This is a genomic window from Pseudomonas sp. S04 (genome assembly GCF_009834545.1).
GTDB lineage: Bacteria > Pseudomonadota > Gammaproteobacteria > Pseudomonadales > Pseudomonadaceae > Aquipseudomonas.
Genome location: NZ_CP019427.1, coordinates 624,692 through 639,126 on the forward strand (window position 1 = coordinate 624,692; position 14,435 = coordinate 639,126).

Sequence of the window (14,435 nt, forward strand, 5' to 3'; positions counted from 1 at the left end):
AGCTGCCCCCCTTACCCCGCGAGCAGCCAGGCCCCGGTCGCCGCCGATGCTGCACCGGCCAGGCGTACCAGCGGCGCGGCGGCTTGTGGCAACACGCGCACCAGGGCGTACCCGGCAGCATGCAGGCTGGCGGTGGCAATGACGAAGCCGCCGGCGTAGGTCCACGGGCTGGACATCTCGGGTAGCTCCAGGCCGTGGGCCACGCCGTGGAACAGGGCAAACAGGGCGGTCGCGCCAACGGCCAGGCTCAGGGCTGGTCGCACCGCGAGCGCCACCGCCAGGCCCAGCGCCAGCACCGAGGCCGCAATGCCGCTTTCCAGGGCCGGCAGGCTCAAGCCCTCGAACCCAAGAAATCCGCCCAGCAGCATGGTGCCGACGAACGTGCAGGGCAGTGCCCAGCGTGCGGCACCTTGTTGTTGCGCAGCCCACAAACCGACGGCGAGCATCGCCAGCAGGTGATCGAGGCCGCCGATGGGATGGCTGATGCCGGCCAGTAAGCCATTGTCGCCATGGCCCGGGTGAGCGAAAGCGAGGGCCGGGGTGAGCAGCAGGGCCGCGGCGGCAAATAGGCGTTTGAGTGTCATGGATAGGCTTCCTTTGCGAGTGTCTTGTGGATAACTGTCAGGCCGCGGTCAGCAGGCCCTGGCGTTCAATGAAGGCAATGATCTGTTCCAGGCCCTGGCCGGTTTTCTGATTGCTGAAGACAAAGGGTTTGCCGTTGCGCATGCGCTGGGTGTCGCTGTCCATCAGGCTCAAAGAGGCGCCCACCAGTGGGGCCAGGTCGATCTTGTTGATCACCAGCAGGTCGGACTTGCAGATCCCCGGCCCGCCCTTGCGCGGCAGCTTGTCACCCGCCGAAACATCGATCACGTAGATGGTCAGGTCGGACAGCTCGGGGCTGAAGGTCGCCGACAGGTTGTCGCCGCCGGACTCCACCAGGATCAGGTCCAGTCCCGGAAAGCGCCGGTTCAGTTGATCGACCGCCTCCAGGTTGATCGAGGCGTCTTCGCGAATCGCCGTGTGCGGGCAGCCACCGGTCTCCACGCCAATGATCCGCTCCGGGGCCAGCGCTTGGTTGCGCACCAGGAAATCGGCGTCTTCGCGGGTATAGATGTCGTTGGTCACCACCGCCAGGTTGTAGCGCTCACGCAGCGCCAGGCACAGGGCCAGGGTCAGGGCGGTTTTGCCGGAGCCGACCGGGCCGCCGATACCGACACGCAGAGGTTGTGTGTTCATGTGATTCTCCAAAATGACCGGCCCTAGGAACGGAACAGGCGGCTGTACTGGCGCTCATGGGCCATGCACGCCAGGGATAGACCGAACGCGGCGCTGCCGAGGTGTTCGGGATTGATTCGGCTGGCGTCCTGCTGCGCCTGTTGCAGCAGCGGCAGCAATTGGCTGGTCAGGCGCTGCGCCGCTTGCTGGCCCAGCGGCAGGGTTTTCATCAGCACCGCCAGCTGGTTTTCCAGCCAGCTCCACAGCCAGGCCGCCAGGGCGTCCTGCGGTGTGATGTGCCAAGCGCGGGCGGCCAGCGCCCAGCACAGGGCCAGATGGGGCTCGTGGCAGCGCTCGAGAAATGCTCGGGCAGGTGGGTCCAACTCCGGCAAGCCGCTGAGCAGTTGTTGCAGGGAGTAGCCCATCTGCCGGCTTTCCTGGTGCAGCTCGCGGGTTTCGCGGCTGGCGCGGTGCTGCTCACAGAGGCTCGACAACTGCGGCCAGTCTGCGCTGGCGGCAGCGTTGCAGTGGGCGAGCAGCAAGGGCGCCTCAAAGCGTGCGAGGTTGAGCAGCAACTGGTCGCTGATCCAGCGCCTGGCGGTCGACGGGTCGCTGACGCGGCCGTTGTCCACCGCCATTTCCAGGCCTTGGGAATAGCTGTAGCCGCCAATCGGCAACTGTGGACTGGCCAGGCGTAGCAGCGCCCAGGCGGGATTCACAGGCGTACGCCGAACTGATGCAGTTTGGGGGCGTAGTTGAAGTCTTCGTCGCCGTGGCGCGAATGGTGATGGCCGCCACCGTAGGCACCGTGCTCCGGCTGGAACGGCGCCTCGATACTGACGGTGCGGGCGCCTAACTGCTCGAGCATGGCCTTGAGCACATAGTCGTCGAGCAGGCGCAGCCAGCCATCGCCCACTTGCAGGGCGACGTGGCGATTGCCCAGGTGATAGGCCGCACGGGTCAGTTCAAAGGCGTTGGCGCAGGTGACGTGCAGCAGTTGTTCAGGGCGGGCGCAGACCCGCACGATGCGACCGTCCTCGGCCTCCAGGCATTCACCGTTGAACAGGGGGGGCTGGCCGCGCTCCAGAAACAAGCCGACATCTTCCCCCGCGGCACTAAAACAACGCAGGCGGCTTTTGCTGCGGGCCTCGAAGTTCAGGTGCAACTCGGCGGCCCAGAGGGGTTGAGGGTCGATTCTGCGATGAATCACCAGCATGGCAAACTTCCGGCAAAGGACAATGCAGGGTTTAGAGCAAGGGGCTTGCCAACAGGAATGGTTGCAGGAAATTTCCTCGGCTAGCCCGTGAATGCTAGAAAGTGGTGCGGGGCCAGGGGGGATGGTGTGGCGTGGTTTGGTGCGCGAGGGCGTGCGGACGCACCTTTTTGTCGCGCGATCAGGCGACGGGGCCCGGCGGGCTTATTCGGTGCTGCCCAGCCCCTGCCAATGCTTGAGGCCGATAAAGATGAAGCGCAATTGTTGGGTGATCTTCGCCTGCGGGGTCAGATGCTCGGGCAGTGCTTCGAGGGGAGGATCGATAATGTCGGGCAGGGTGGCGAATACACTCTTGACGATCAGGTCCGCCATCACCGACAGGCCGGCCAGGTCCAGGTGTTGCAGCTTGGGCATCAAGGCCAGGTCCGCTGCCAGGTCGGCACTGATGTTCTCGCGCAATTGGCCAATGGCCAGGCGCACCGGCAGGGAGCCACCGTACTGCTCGCGGGCCAGGAACAGGAATTGCGAGCGGTTGGCGGCCACCACGTCGAGGAAGATACGCACCGAGGCATCGATGATCCCGCCCATGACGAACTCGTTGTGGCGCACCAGGCGAATGGTCTCGCGGAAGGTCTGGCCAACTTCGCTGACCAGCACCAGGCCCAGTTGGTCCATATCGGCAAAATGCCGATAGAAGCCGGTGGGGACTATGCCGGCGGTTTTCGCTACTTCGCGCAGGCTCAGGCTGCCGAATCCTCGGCCGCACTCCATCAGGTGGCGGGCAGCGTCCATCAGGGCATTGCGGGTCTGTTGTTTCTGTTCGGCGCGGGGCAGCATCAGGCGGCTGACTTCTAATCAGGGACAGCGGCGCACTCTAGCAAATCAGCTTTGCTGGCGTCGAACTTCAGTGGCAGGAGACAGCAAGGGCGTAGCGGGGCGTTGCGGTTGACGCAAAGTCAAAGCCCGACTCCAGGGAATCGGGCTTTTTTCAGGGCCACCATGGGCTCAGCTCACTGCGCTATTGCGTTCGATGACACGGTCACCACCACCTTCGGCAACAACTTGGCCTTGTGGGGTACGGTCGTAGCCATCTTCAACCAGGCCTTTCTCTTCCAGGCGATCACGGCCGCCTTCGGCAACGGTCTGGCCTTGTGGGGTGCGGTCGTAGCCATCGGCGGCGATTTTGTTGCGTTCCAGCAGACGGTCGGAACCACCTTCGGCAACGGTCTGGCTGAACACCGAGTGTTCGGCTTTGGCTTGTGGGGTGGCTTGCTCGGCCGCTGGCAATGCAAAAGCGTTAGCGGCGAGGAGGGAAAGGGTCAGGCTCAGCAGTAATTGGCGTTTCATGGTCGGTTGCTCCGTGTGGGGGCGATAAAGTGGGTACGGAGCCAATGCTACTCTCGATAAGTCGATATAAAAGTTCATAAAGACAATGGTAATAATCAACAGAATTGATTGTTCTGCCGAGCGCCTCTAGAACGCGGGTTTGCGGGGAACGTTTCAGCAGCGGATTGGGTATTTTCGACCCGCTTGTGCGCCGTCAAAGTGCGACCCAGGTAACAGGATTCTGGCGAGTCGGTCAGGAAAAAAGCGGCTATTTAGCGCTGAATCGGGTTTTTGGTTAAACCTGCGGGCCATTTGCCAGTCGTAGTTTTCATAGTCGGTCGATTTATGGCCTAGGATTTTTATCGAGCGTCGCGGTCCGGGCGCCGAGCAGTCATCAGGAGCTTTGTGCAATGACGCGCACCCGTAAAATTCTCGCCTGGGTCTTTGCCAGTCTCGTGTTGTTGATCGCCGTGTTGGTGTTGGTCATCGCGTTCTTCGACTGGAACCGGATCAAGCCGCCGCTCAATGCCAAGGTCTCGGAGGAGTTGCATCGGCCCTTTGCGATCAATGGCAACCTGTCAGTGGTGTGGCAGCGCGAACTCGACGAGGGTGGCTGGCGCGCCTGGGTGCCATGGCCGCATGTGGTGGCCGAGGACCTGAGCCTGGGTAACCCGCACTGGTCCAAACAACCGCAGATGGTCAGCCTCAAGCGCGTCGAGCTGCGGATCTCGCCGCTGGCCCTGCTGGCGCAGCGCGTGGTGATTCCGCGCATCGATCTGACCGAGCCCAATGCCCAGCTGCAGCGCCTGGCGGATGGGCGCGCCAACTGGACCTTCACCTTCGACCCCAAGGACCCGAATGCCGAACCTTCCAGTTGGGTGGTGGATATCGGCGCGATCGGCTTCGACAAGGGCCACGTGACGCTGGACGATCAAAGCCTCAAGACCCGTCTCGACCTGCTGATCGACCCACTGGGCAAGCCAATTCCGTTCAGCGATATCGTCGGCGACAAGACCGCGAAAAAAGCCCAGGACCAGGGGGCGGCGCCGCAGGATTATGCGTTTGCCCTGCAGGTCAAAGGCCAGTACCACGGCCAGGCGCTGTCGGGCCAGGGCAAGATCGGCGGCCTGCTGGCTTTGCAGGACGCCGCCAAGCCCTTTCCACTGCAGGCCCAAGTGCGGATTGCCGATACTCGGGTCGAACTGGCCGGGACCCTGACCGATCCGCTGAACCTCGGCGCGCTGGACCTGCGCCTGAAACTGGCGGGCAGCAGCCTGGGCAACCTTTACCCATTGACCGGCATCACCCTGCCGGACTCCTCGCCCTATGCTACCGACGGTCATTTGATCGCCAACCTGCGGGCACCGGAGGGGGCGAAGTTCCGCTATGAAGACTTCAACGGCACCATCGGCGGCAGCGACATCCATGGCAACCTGGCCTACGTGGCCAGCCAGCCACGACCCAAGCTCAGCGGTGCACTGGTCTCCAATCAACTGCTGTTCGCCGACCTCGCGCCCCTGATCGGCGCCGACTCCAACGCCAAGCAAAAAGCCCGCGGCGGCGACAGCAAACAGCCGGCCGATAAGCTGCTGCCAGTGGAGGAGTTCCGCACTGAACGCTGGCGCGATATGGACGCTGATGTCGAATTCACCGGCAAGCGCATCGTCCACAGCGAGAAACTGCCATTCAATGACCTGTATGCCCACGTGATCCTCAATGACGGCCAGCTCAACCTGCAGCCACTGCGTTTTGGCGTGGCGGGCGGCAAGCTGGACGCACAGATCCGCCTCAACGGCCAGACCACGCCGCTGGAAGGCCGGGCCAAACTGAGCGCGCGGGGTTTCAAGCTCAAGCAGCTGTTCCCGACCTTTGAACCGATGAAAACCAGCTTCGGCGAACTCAATGGCGATGCCGACATAACCGGGCGGGGCAATTCGGTGGCAGCGTTGCTGGGCAGCGCCAATGGCGATCTGAAGATGCTGATCAACGACGGCGCGATCAGCCGTGAACTGATGGAGCTGGCCGGATTGAACGTGGGCAACTACCTGGTCGGCAAAATCTTTGGCGACAAGGAAGTGAAGATCAACTGTGCGGCTGCCGACTTCGGGATCAAGAGCGGTTTGGCGACCACGCGCCTGTTTGTGTTCGACACGGAGAACGCGATCATCTACATCGACGGCACGGCGAACATGGCCAGCGAACAACTGGACCTGACCATCACCCCCGAGTCCAAGGGCTGGCGGTTGATCTCCTTGCGTTCACCGCTGTACGTGCGCGGCAAGTTCATCAAGCCGGATGCCGGGGTCAAGGGCGTGCCGTTGATGCTGCGCGGCGCAGGGATGGTGGCGCTGGGGGTCATTGCCGGCCCGGCGGCCGGTTTGCTGGCGCTGGTGGCGCCCAGTGGTGGCGAACCGAATCAGTGTGCACCGTTGCTGGAGCAGATGAAGTCGGGCAAGGCGCCGAAGACCGTGAAGGACTGATCTGCGGGTTTGACGAGTGTTGGAGCCTTGTTGTGATTGGGCACAACAAGGCTGAATAGGCGAACCTACAAGTCCTTCAGCAAGTCCGCCATGTCGTCGGCATGTTCTTCTTCCTGGGCCAGGATATCTTCGAACAGGCGGCGGGTAGTGGGGTCCTTGTCACCGATGTACTGAATGATTTCGCGATAACTGTCGATGGCGATACGTTCGGCCACCAAGTCCTCGTAGACCATTTCCTTGAGGGTATTGCCGGCGATGTATTGCGCATGGGAGTTTTTCGATAGCAGGTCCGGATTGAATTCCGGTTCACCCCCCAGTTGCACGATACGCTCGGCAAGTTTGTCGGCGTGCTCGGCTTCCTGTGTGGCGTGTTCGAGGAACTCCTGGGCTGCCACCGCAGCCTTTAGGCCATCGGCCATGAAGTAGTGACGTTTGTAACGCAGCACGCAGACCAACTCAGTGGCCAACGACTCATTGAGCAGGCGCAGCACCTCCTCGCGGTCGGCGCTATAGCCTTCGGTCACGGCGCCGTTCTCGACGTGGGTGCGCGCCCGCTGGCGCAGGGTGTTGATATCAGACAACTGTTGCTCACTCATCTCTATCTCCTCGGGCGGATCACTCGGCATCACGCTCTGTTGGCGTGCTCCTTAGGTGTGAGTGATGGGCCGCGAGAAAAGTTTTATCGGATGTTGCGAGCCACGATGACGAGGTTGAGGCGGGCGCGGGGGAATGTCATAGAGTGGTCGTGAAGGCGTCATCCTGGCTGGCGATAGTCATGGCCAACGTCTTGCATCCCCTCCCGGGCTTTCCCATCGATCACAAGGATGTTTGCCCATGTCGCAAGACACTGCCACTCGCTACCCCTTGGTGCTGGTCCCGGGAATGCTCGGGTTTGTTCGCCTGGTGCTGTATCCATACTGGTACGCGATCATCCCGGCGCTGCGGCGGGGCGGGGCCAAGGTGATTGCGGTGCAGGTGTCGCCGGTCAACTCCAACGAGGTGCGCGGCGAAGAGTTGTTGCTGCAGATCGAGGCGATCCTGCGGGAAACCGGCGCCAGCAAGGTCAACCTGATCGGCCATAGCCAAGGCTCGTTGACCGCCCGCTACGCCGCCGCCAAACGCCCCGACCTGGTGGCCTCGGTGACCTCGGTGGCCGGTCCCAACCACGGCTCGGAGCTGGCGGACTACCTGCACCAGCACTACCCGCCCGAGAGCGCCAAGGGTCGGCTGCTGAGTGCCCTGTTACAAGGCGTCGCCTGGCTGATGGGATTGCTGGAGACCGGCCACCACGTGCGCCGATGGCCAGTGGATGTGCACGCCTCTCACAACTCGCTGACCAGCGCCGGGGTGGCACTGTTCAACCAATGCTATCCACAGGGCTTGCCGCAGACTTGGGGCGGGCAGGGGCCCGAGGAGGTCAATGGTGTGCGTTATTACTCGTGGTCGGGCACCCTGCAGCCGGGTATCACCGATCGTGGCGGCAACCTGATCGACGGCACCAACCGTAGTTGCCGTCTGTTTGCCCGTACCTTCGTCCGCGAGGCCGGGCACTGCGACGGCATGGTCGGGCGCTACAGCTCGCACCTGGGCACGGTCATCGGTGATGATTTCCCGCTGGATCACTTCGACATCGTCAACCAGTCGCTCGGGCTGGTGGGCAAGGGCGCGGACCCGGTGCGCCTGTTTGTCGAACATGCGCAGCGGTTGAAGGCGGCGGGCGTCTAGCCTCAGCCGATCATCTGCGGCCCAGCACCCGGGTCCAGCGTTCGCACACAATCACCCCGCCCAGGGTCAGCGCCCCACCCACCAGGTGGTACAGCGCCAGTTGTTCGTGCAGTACCACGGCGGCAATCAGTGCGGTGATCAACGGCAGCAGGTTGAAAAACTGCGTGGTCCGGCTTGGCCCCAGGCGCACCACGGCCTGCATCCAGGCCAGCGGCGCAACCATCGAGGCCAGCAGGCAGGCGTACAGCACCAGGGGCACATTGTGGAGGGTCAGGCCGGTTTTCGGCGAGGCGACGAACAGCGGAAACAGCACCACCACCGCCACCAGCACTTGCAGGTAGAGCAGCACCAGGGGCGGCAGGCGCAGTTGCCATTTTTTCAACAGGGTGCTGTAGATCGCATAGGCGAGGGTGGCGATCAGCATCATTGCATCCCCCAGGTTGAGCCCATGCTCCAGCAGCGTCGCCAGGCTACCGGACGATACCACCACCAGCACCCCGGAAAATGACAGCAGCGCTCCGACCAGCGCCCCGGCGGTCAGGCGCTGACCGAGGCTGATGATGGCCATGGCCAGTGACATCAGCGGCATCAGCGACAGGATGATGCCCATGTTGGTGGCCGAGGTCAGGCTCGCGGCGAAGTACGCCAGGCTTTGATACACCGCCATGCCGAGTACGCCGAGGACAAATATCTTGCCCAGGTTCGGGCGGATGAGCGGCCAATGCTGCAGCACTGGCTTGAGCATGAACGGGGTGAACAGCAGGCCGGCAAGCAGCCAGCGATAAAAGCCGATCTCGGCGGGGAAGATCGCCCCGGCCGACATTTTGGTGATTACGGTGTTGCCGGCCCAGATGAAAATGGCCAGCAGGGGATAAGCGTATTGCATGAGGACAACCAGAGCATTAATGAGGGGGGATTATCCGCCTGTCTGGATCAAGGCCTATACTTGCATTCAGACAACCTGCCCTTGAATCCGGACAGCATGAGCCGTAAACACATTGATCTGCTGGATTTCAGCGAACTGCCCGCCCCGGTGTACTTTCGTTATGCCGATTTCGACGCGCACCTGTATGCCGCCGCTCACCGCCACCCATGGGGCACGCTGGAGTATTCGGCCCATGGTGTGCTGCACATGGAAGTTGGCGGCAGCCGCTTCATGTCTCCGCCCCAGTATGCGATCTGGGTGCCGCCGCAGACCGAGCACAGTTTCTACAGTGATCAGCCAATCAACTATCGCGCGGTGTGCCTGGCGCCCCAGGTGTGTCGCGAGTTGCCGGCGCAGGCCTGCACGCTGGCGATCAGCGACATTCTCAAGGCGATCCTCAAGGATTTCGCCGCGCGCGATGTGAAAATCCCCGCCTTGGCTGCCGATCAGCGCCTGGCCGAAGTGCTGATAGATCAACTGCACCAGGCGCCGGTTCACAACGGCTATCTGCCCTACGCCCGCAGCGCGGCGTTGTCGGCAGTGCTTGAAGCGTTGCAGGCGGCCCCAGGTGACAACCGCACGCAGGCGCAATGGGCCGCGCACGTGCACATCAGCGAGCGGACGCTGGCGCGTCAATGTCTGCGGGAACTGGGCATGGGTTTCGGCGAGTGGCGCCAGCGCCTGCGCTTTCTGGCCTCGATCGAGGCGCTGGACAGTTCACGCAGCATCCAGGAAATCGCCTTCGATATGGGCTACAGCACGGCCTCGGCCTTTACCGCGATGTTTCAGCGCCAGGCCGGTTGTTCGCCGGAACACTATCGTCGAAACAAAGGGTTTTGAATTGTGCGATGGCGCGGGATTTAAAGATTGCGTGTTTACGCATTAGCCAGACGTTTCATACGCGTACGCGCGCGAAAGCCCCTTGGCCATAGAAAGACTCAGGCAAAGTATCGAGCTTTTACCCGAATTGAACGGGCTGTTGACGCCTGAACAGTTTTCCAGCGTGTTGGACAATGCGTTCAGCGAGCAACGAGGGGAACTGTCCGCTGCTCAGCGGGAGTTGGCCATGACCGCGCGTTATCTGAAGCAAACCGGGCGTGCCAGTGAGTACGATGCGCTGGCGCAGTCGACGACGGCCGAGGGAACTCGGTCAGATACCGCAGCAGACCTGTTTAGCTATGCGCAGCTTTTCGATCTGCCGGTGCAGCCAGGCAGAGTGATTGAAGTGGACGCGCCAACCATGGCCAATCTGCAGTTGGCACAACGAACCGTCGCCCGGAGCAAGGAGCTGCTGCCCCTGTCCGGCAATCAAAGGCCGAGCATCTGGGAAAAAGGCGGTTCGGCCATCGCCAAACTGAAAAACCTCAGGAAGATCGACCTGGCGACCGGCCAGGCCACCGCCGAACTGACCATCGGCGAGGCAGCTCAGGCCGCGATGAAAATCATGGGCGGCAACTGCTCGGAAAACTCCAAGGTGACCTTTTCGATTCTGGCCAGCCAGCCAAGATCTGCTGCGGTGCATATTGTCAGGGCCAGCGATTTTGACCACCAATACGTGCTCATCGGTGACCTGAGCAAGCCCGCCGAGTTGGTGGTCGCTGACTCCTGGCCAGAACTGCCCGCTGCACACCTGGCCCAGGAGGGTTGCTTCGGCTTTGATCCTGATCCCGTGATCAGCCTGGAGCCCGGGCCGGCGATTGCCGAGTACAGCTTTATCAATGACACGCCACCAGGTCCTCCGACGTTACCCGCGCGGGGCACCGATGACTCGACCTTGCGTTCAATCAAGGTTGCGAAGTTGCATCAGAAAGGCTCTTACGCCCAATGGACCTCATCGAATGCACTGGGCGCTACCTATCGTGAGCCCGGCGGGCAGCCGGTGTCTTTCGAACGCTTTCGCGCCGAGCTCATTGAGCGCCGAATAAAGGCTTATGAGGAATACGTACAGGCGATTGGCCCCGTCTGACGAGCTGCGAAGCCGGGACCGGGGTGGGTTAATCGCGCCCTGACGTTTGCTGCTCCTGGATGAACCTGTAACAGCTGTTGTCTACACTGCAGTTCAAGCTGCGCCCCTCGGCGCAGCAACCAGGAGAAGTCTCCATGAAGATGCTGCGTATCCCGTTGTTGATGGTCGGCTTGCTGCTCTGCTCCCAGGGTTTTGCCGCCACGGCGCAACAGAACAAAATGACCACCTGCAACGCCGACGCCACCACCAAGGCCCTCAAGGGCGACGAGCGCAAAGCCTTCATGAGCGATTGCCTCAAAGCGCAGCCGGCAGCCAATGACGCCAAGGCCCTGACCCCACAACAAGAGAAGATGAAAACCTGCAACGCCACCGCAGCCACCCAGGCGCTGACCGGCGAGGCACGTAAAACCTTCATGAGTGATTGCCTGAAGAAAAAATAAACTACCAGGGCAAATTGGCGGCCAGCGTTCAAGCCAGTGGTGCCGATCGATATCGGCCATCCGCTCGCTTCAAGGGCCGAACGCTGGCAGACTGCCAATCCTTTAACGCCGTTTGTTTTGAGGCTGTATGCCAACGTTTTCTCAGCGTCACGTGTTGCTGGTAGTCAGTTGGGTGATCATTTTTGGTGGTTTGCTGCTGGTCCTGCCCTTGCGGCTGTTGCCCAGCCTGCTGGCCGGGTTGCTGGTGTACGAACTGGTCAACATGCTCACCCCCCAACTGCAACGGCTGATCGAAGGGCGGCGTGCGCGCTGGTTGGCGGTGGCCTTGCTGGGTACGCTGGTGGTCAGTGTGCTGGCGTTGATCTTTGCCGGCGCCTTCAGCTTCCTGTTGCATGAAGCGGAAAATCCCGGGGCGTCGCTGGATAAATTCATGGGCGTGGTCGATAAGGCGCGCGGCCAGCTACCGCCGTTCGTCGACGCCTATTTGCCGGCCAGTGCCGCCGAATTCCGCGTGGCCATCGGTGAATGGCTGAGCAAACACCTGAGCGACCTGCAGCTGGTGGGCAAGGACGCGGCGCACATGTTCGTCACCTTGCTGATCGGTATGGTGCTGGGGGCAATCATTGCCCTGCAGCGGGTGCCGGACCTGACCAAGCGCAAACCCCTGGCTGCCGCGCTGTTCGACCGCCTGCACCTGCTGGTCCAGGCCTTTCGCAACATCGTTTTTGCGCAGATCAAGATTTCCCTGCTCAACACCTTCTTCACCGGGATCTTCCTGGCGGTGATCCTGCCGATGTTCGGCATTCACCTGCCGCTGACCAAGACCCTGATCGTGTTGACCTTCCTGCTTGGCTTGCTGCCGGTGATTGGCAACCTGATGTCCAACACCCTGATCACCATCGTCGGCTTATCGCTGTCGATCTGGGTGGCGATGGCGGCGCTGGGCTACCTGATTTTCATCCACAAGCTGGAGTACTTCCTCAACGCACGGATCGTCGGCGGGCAGATCAGTGCCAAGTCGTGGGAGTTGCTCCTGGCGATGCTGGTATTCGAAGCTGCGTTCGGCTTGCCGGGGGTGGTGGCAGGGCCGATTTACTACGCGTATCTCAAGAGTGAGTTGAAGCAGGCGGGGATGGTTTGATCTGCGAGATGTGGGGTGCCCGCGATGGGCATAGGTATCTACACCGCTGTGATGCGACGTTGCACCTGTGGAGTGAGAACCTGCTTGCGTAGTGACCTCGGGGCCGACCAGGAAGTAGGATTAGACCGAGTACATATCTATTCTTGCGGTAACGGCCTCCTATGGTTCCGCCTGACGGCGGCTCACTTTTGAGAAGCGCAAAAGTAAGCAAAACGCTCTTACCCCACCACTCGGTGCCTCGCTTAGGCTCGGCATGCCCGTACTCCGACATTGATTTGGGGGGCCGCCGCAATGGGCCTTCCCTGGCCCAGTGCGGCTAAACCGGCGTCCTGCCGGTTTACCCCCCAAATCAATATCGAAGTACGGCCAGCGTGGTTAACGGGGCGCCCAGGATCAAAAGCAAAGCGAGGCGGCCTTAAAGCCGACCTGATCGCTAGGGCATGCGCGGTGTGGCTTCTACTTCCTAAGACGCTGACGAAGTCAGCAATCTTTTGATCTGGCTCTGGCTCTGGCTTTTGATCCTGGGCGCCCGTTAACCACGCTGGCCGAACGCAGGCTTGAAGCCGTGGGTAACCCGGCAGGACGCCGGGTTAGCCGCCCCGCGCCATGGATGGCGCGTGGCGGCGGCCCACGGATTCAAGCCGGAGTGAGGGCACACCGAGCCCAAGCGAGGTGCCAAGTGGTGGGGCATGTACGGGACAACCACATGGGTTACAAAAAAGTACCTTTACATAGGTAACACTTTTATCGACACGTACCCGTTCTTTGCCTCTCTAGCATAGACCCGGCCTAGGATTACCGGACCGAATATCACCTCCCACACATCATCACTGATCATCTCCATTCCAATGGTCTGATGCTTAAGCACATTGGCTATATAAATCCGCAGACCTGCTCGATTAATGATTCCATTACTATCAGCCAGGTAACACTCCACGTGGCTCGCATACCCCATTTCAGGCAACTTTTCCGGGTAAGTCCGAGTCGAGGGTGAATAGCAGGAAGCAGGCGTTTTCTGGTCAAGCGCCTCGTGCCCCCGCTCATAATTGTAGTGCTGCATAAAGCGGTCAAACTGTCTCTGCTGAGCCTCCCAAGGAATGGCGGGCGGTTGAGGCAAGGTACTTTTCAGCGTTCGGTGCATGCGTTCGTGACGCCCATTCTGGTCCGGACGGCCAGGCTCAATTCGCTCAGGAATAATCCCTAGTCGCAGCCACCATATCGACAGCTGCGACAGCCCGGCACGGCCGGTACTGGCAAATGGCACACCATTGTCAGTTCGAATACGCTCCGGCAACCCGTACTCGCGGAAAACTCGCTCAAAGGTCTGTTGGGTCTCCTTCAGATTGGTACTGGACATACTCTGGCAGGCCAGTAGAAAACGGCTGGCGTGATCCATGATCGTCAGTGGATAGCACCAAACTCCGGCGCCCGTCAGAAACTGGCCCTTGTAGTCCGCGCTAAAGAGCTGATTAGGTTTTTCTGCCTTGCTCAAAGGTTTGGGATAGACCGCGACACGCCGTCGTACACGCTGCGGCGTAATTAAGTCGGCTGCTTTAAGGGTGTTGTAGATGGTCGTTTTTGACGGCGGATCCTGATCGGGAAAGCGCTTGAGCAAGTCATTTTGGATCTTCTTAGGCCCTGGAGTTGTTTCTCCGATAGACCGAAGCTCGATGATTGCCTGCCTAACAGCGACAGGCACCACGTAGCTCTGGTTGTGCCGGCAACGGCTGCGTTCCTCAAGCCCACTAGGCCCTTCAGCTTTGTATCGCTCGACCCATTTATAGCCAGTCTTTCGACTGATCTCGTAGTCACTGCACAGCTTGCTGAAGGTGTGTTTGTCCGCCAGATAGGCAGCGATGAACATCACTTTTCGATCCATAGGTTTCAGCTCTCTCCAGGGCATGGTCAGATCCTCGCGAAATCGACCCTGCTAGTTAAAAACTGTTACCTATGTGCGTGAACTGATTTGTAACCCATGTGGGTGAGTCATACCGGTAAAAGCGT

Annotated in this window: 15 protein-coding genes; 6 read left to right on the plus strand and 9 right to left on the minus strand. The window is 61.0% G+C overall.

Annotated elements, in window-relative coordinates; all coding sequences use genetic code 11:
• Positions 1-11: 11 nt before the first annotated feature.
• The 6 genes from PspS04_RS02660 to PspS04_RS02685 all read right to left on the minus strand — a co-directional run bounded on the left by PspS04_RS02660 (position 12) and on the right by PspS04_RS02685 (position 3,775).
• Positions 12-584: a HupE/UreJ family protein gene (locus tag PspS04_RS02660; RefSeq protein ID WP_095169541.1), complete on the minus strand. Its 573-nt coding sequence runs from the start codon at positions 582-584 to the stop codon at positions 12-14.
• A 37-nt stretch (positions 585-621) separates the two neighbouring features.
• Complete coding sequence (ureG, locus tag PspS04_RS02665) at positions 622-1,236, minus strand: urease accessory protein UreG (RefSeq protein ID WP_095169540.1); 615 nt, start codon at positions 1,234-1,236, stop codon at positions 622-624.
• Between the two features lie 23 nt (positions 1,237-1,259).
• Positions 1,260-1,934, minus strand: a complete 675-nt coding sequence (locus PspS04_RS02670) for an urease accessory protein UreF (RefSeq protein WP_159993471.1) — start codon at positions 1,932-1,934, stop codon at positions 1,260-1,262.
• A complete protein-coding gene (gene ureE, locus PspS04_RS02675) occupies positions 1,931-2,431 on the minus strand; it encodes an urease accessory protein UreE (RefSeq protein ID WP_159993473.1) in 501 nt (166 codons plus the stop codon). The genes PspS04_RS02670 and ureE overlap by 4 nt, the downstream gene beginning before the upstream one ends.
• 201 nt (positions 2,432-2,632) lie before the next feature.
• Complete coding sequence (locus tag PspS04_RS02680) at positions 2,633-3,265, minus strand: TetR family transcriptional regulator (protein ID WP_095169537.1); 633 nt, start codon at positions 3,263-3,265, stop codon at positions 2,633-2,635.
• Positions 3,266-3,433: 168 nt separating this feature from the next.
• Positions 3,434-3,775, minus strand: coding sequence for a hypothetical protein (locus PspS04_RS02685; RefSeq protein ID WP_095169536.1), 342 nt, complete (start codon positions 3,773-3,775; stop codon positions 3,434-3,436).
• Positions 3,776-4,164: 389 nt separating this feature from the next.
• Here PspS04_RS02685 and PspS04_RS02690 point away from each other — a divergent pair, with 389 nt between their 5' ends.
• Positions 4,165-6,234 (plus strand): AsmA family protein, encoded by a 2,070-nt coding sequence (locus tag PspS04_RS02690; protein ID WP_159993475.1) that lies wholly within the window; start codon positions 4,165-4,167, stop codon positions 6,232-6,234.
• A gap of 65 nt (positions 6,235-6,299) precedes the next feature.
• Here PspS04_RS02690 and PspS04_RS02695 read toward each other — a convergent pair whose 3' ends face one another.
• Positions 6,300-6,830, minus strand: coding sequence for a ferritin-like domain-containing protein (locus PspS04_RS02695; RefSeq protein WP_095169534.1), 531 nt, complete (start codon positions 6,828-6,830; stop codon positions 6,300-6,302).
• A gap of 238 nt (positions 6,831-7,068) precedes the next feature.
• Here PspS04_RS02695 and PspS04_RS02700 point away from each other — a divergent pair, with 238 nt between their 5' ends.
• The gene (locus PspS04_RS02700; RefSeq protein WP_159993477.1) at positions 7,069-7,959 is read left to right on the plus strand and encodes an esterase/lipase family protein; all 891 of its coding nucleotides are present in this window, start codon (positions 7,069-7,071) and stop codon (positions 7,957-7,959) included.
• A gap of 10 nt (positions 7,960-7,969) precedes the next feature.
• On the opposite strand, the gene PspS04_RS02705 is transcribed toward PspS04_RS02700, so the two are convergent.
• The gene (locus tag PspS04_RS02705; RefSeq protein ID WP_159993479.1) at positions 7,970-8,845 is read right to left on the minus strand and encodes a DMT family transporter; all 876 of its coding nucleotides are present in this window, start codon (positions 8,843-8,845) and stop codon (positions 7,970-7,972) included.
• Positions 8,846-8,941: 96 nt separating this feature from the next.
• Here PspS04_RS02705 and PspS04_RS02710 point away from each other — a divergent pair, with 96 nt between their 5' ends.
• From PspS04_RS02710 to PspS04_RS02725, 4 genes are all read left to right on the plus strand, one after another.
• Positions 8,942-9,724, plus strand: coding sequence for an AraC family transcriptional regulator (locus tag PspS04_RS02710; RefSeq protein WP_095169531.1), 783 nt, complete (start codon positions 8,942-8,944; stop codon positions 9,722-9,724).
• Between the two features lie 220 nt (positions 9,725-9,944).
• Complete coding sequence (locus PspS04_RS02715) at positions 9,945-10,850, plus strand: hypothetical protein (protein ID WP_159993481.1); 906 nt, start codon at positions 9,945-9,947, stop codon at positions 10,848-10,850.
• A gap of 134 nt (positions 10,851-10,984) precedes the next feature.
• The gene (locus PspS04_RS02720; protein WP_095169529.1) at positions 10,985-11,290 is read left to right on the plus strand and encodes a PsiF family protein; all 306 of its coding nucleotides are present in this window, start codon (positions 10,985-10,987) and stop codon (positions 11,288-11,290) included.
• Positions 11,291-11,417: 127 nt separating this feature from the next.
• The gene (locus tag PspS04_RS02725; RefSeq protein WP_095169528.1) at positions 11,418-12,431 is read left to right on the plus strand and encodes an AI-2E family transporter; all 1,014 of its coding nucleotides are present in this window, start codon (positions 11,418-11,420) and stop codon (positions 12,429-12,431) included.
• 727 nt (positions 12,432-13,158) lie between these two features.
• Here the strand turns inward: PspS04_RS02725 and PspS04_RS02730 are convergent.
• The gene (locus tag PspS04_RS02730) at positions 13,159-14,334 is read right to left on the minus strand and encodes an integrase core domain-containing protein (protein ID WP_159993483.1); all 1,176 of its coding nucleotides are present in this window, start codon (positions 14,332-14,334) and stop codon (positions 13,159-13,161) included.
• Positions 14,335-14,435 lie beyond the last annotated feature (101 nt).

Excerpts from the sequence above, each read along its gene's own strand:
- PspS04_RS02660 (WP_095169541.1), bottom strand. The coding sequence starts at position 584 with ATGACACTCAAACGCCTATTTGCCGCCGCGGCCCTGCTGCTCACCCCG.
- ureG (WP_095169540.1), bottom strand. The coding sequence starts at position 1,236 with ATGAACACACAACCTCTGCGTGTCGGTATCGGCGGCCCGGTCGGCTCC.
- ureE (WP_159993473.1), bottom strand. The coding sequence starts at position 2,431 with ATGCTGGTGATTCATCGCAGAATCGACCCTCAACCCCTCTGGGCCGCC.
- PspS04_RS02680 (WP_095169537.1), bottom strand. The coding sequence starts at position 3,265 with ATGCTGCCCCGCGCCGAACAGAAACAACAGACCCGCAATGCCCTGATG.
- PspS04_RS02685 (WP_095169536.1), bottom strand. The coding sequence starts at position 3,775 with ATGAAACGCCAATTACTGCTGAGCCTGACCCTTTCCCTCCTCGCCGCT.
- PspS04_RS02690 (WP_159993475.1), top strand. The coding sequence starts at position 4,165 with ATGACGCGCACCCGTAAAATTCTCGCCTGGGTCTTTGCCAGTCTCGTG.
- PspS04_RS02695 (WP_095169534.1), bottom strand. The coding sequence starts at position 6,830 with ATGAGTGAGCAACAGTTGTCTGATATCAACACCCTGCGCCAGCGGGCG.
- PspS04_RS02700 (WP_159993477.1), top strand. The coding sequence starts at position 7,069 with ATGTCGCAAGACACTGCCACTCGCTACCCCTTGGTGCTGGTCCCGGGA.
- PspS04_RS02705 (WP_159993479.1), bottom strand. The coding sequence starts at position 8,845 with ATGCAATACGCTTATCCCCTGCTGGCCATTTTCATCTGGGCCGGCAAC.
- PspS04_RS02710 (WP_095169531.1), top strand. The coding sequence starts at position 8,942 with ATGAGCCGTAAACACATTGATCTGCTGGATTTCAGCGAACTGCCCGCC.
- PspS04_RS02720 (WP_095169529.1), top strand. The coding sequence starts at position 10,985 with ATGAAGATGCTGCGTATCCCGTTGTTGATGGTCGGCTTGCTGCTCTGC.
- PspS04_RS02725 (WP_095169528.1), top strand. The coding sequence starts at position 11,418 with ATGCCAACGTTTTCTCAGCGTCACGTGTTGCTGGTAGTCAGTTGGGTG.
- PspS04_RS02730 (WP_159993483.1), bottom strand. The coding sequence starts at position 14,334 with ATGCCCTGGAGAGAGCTGAAACCTATGGATCGAAAAGTGATGTTCATC.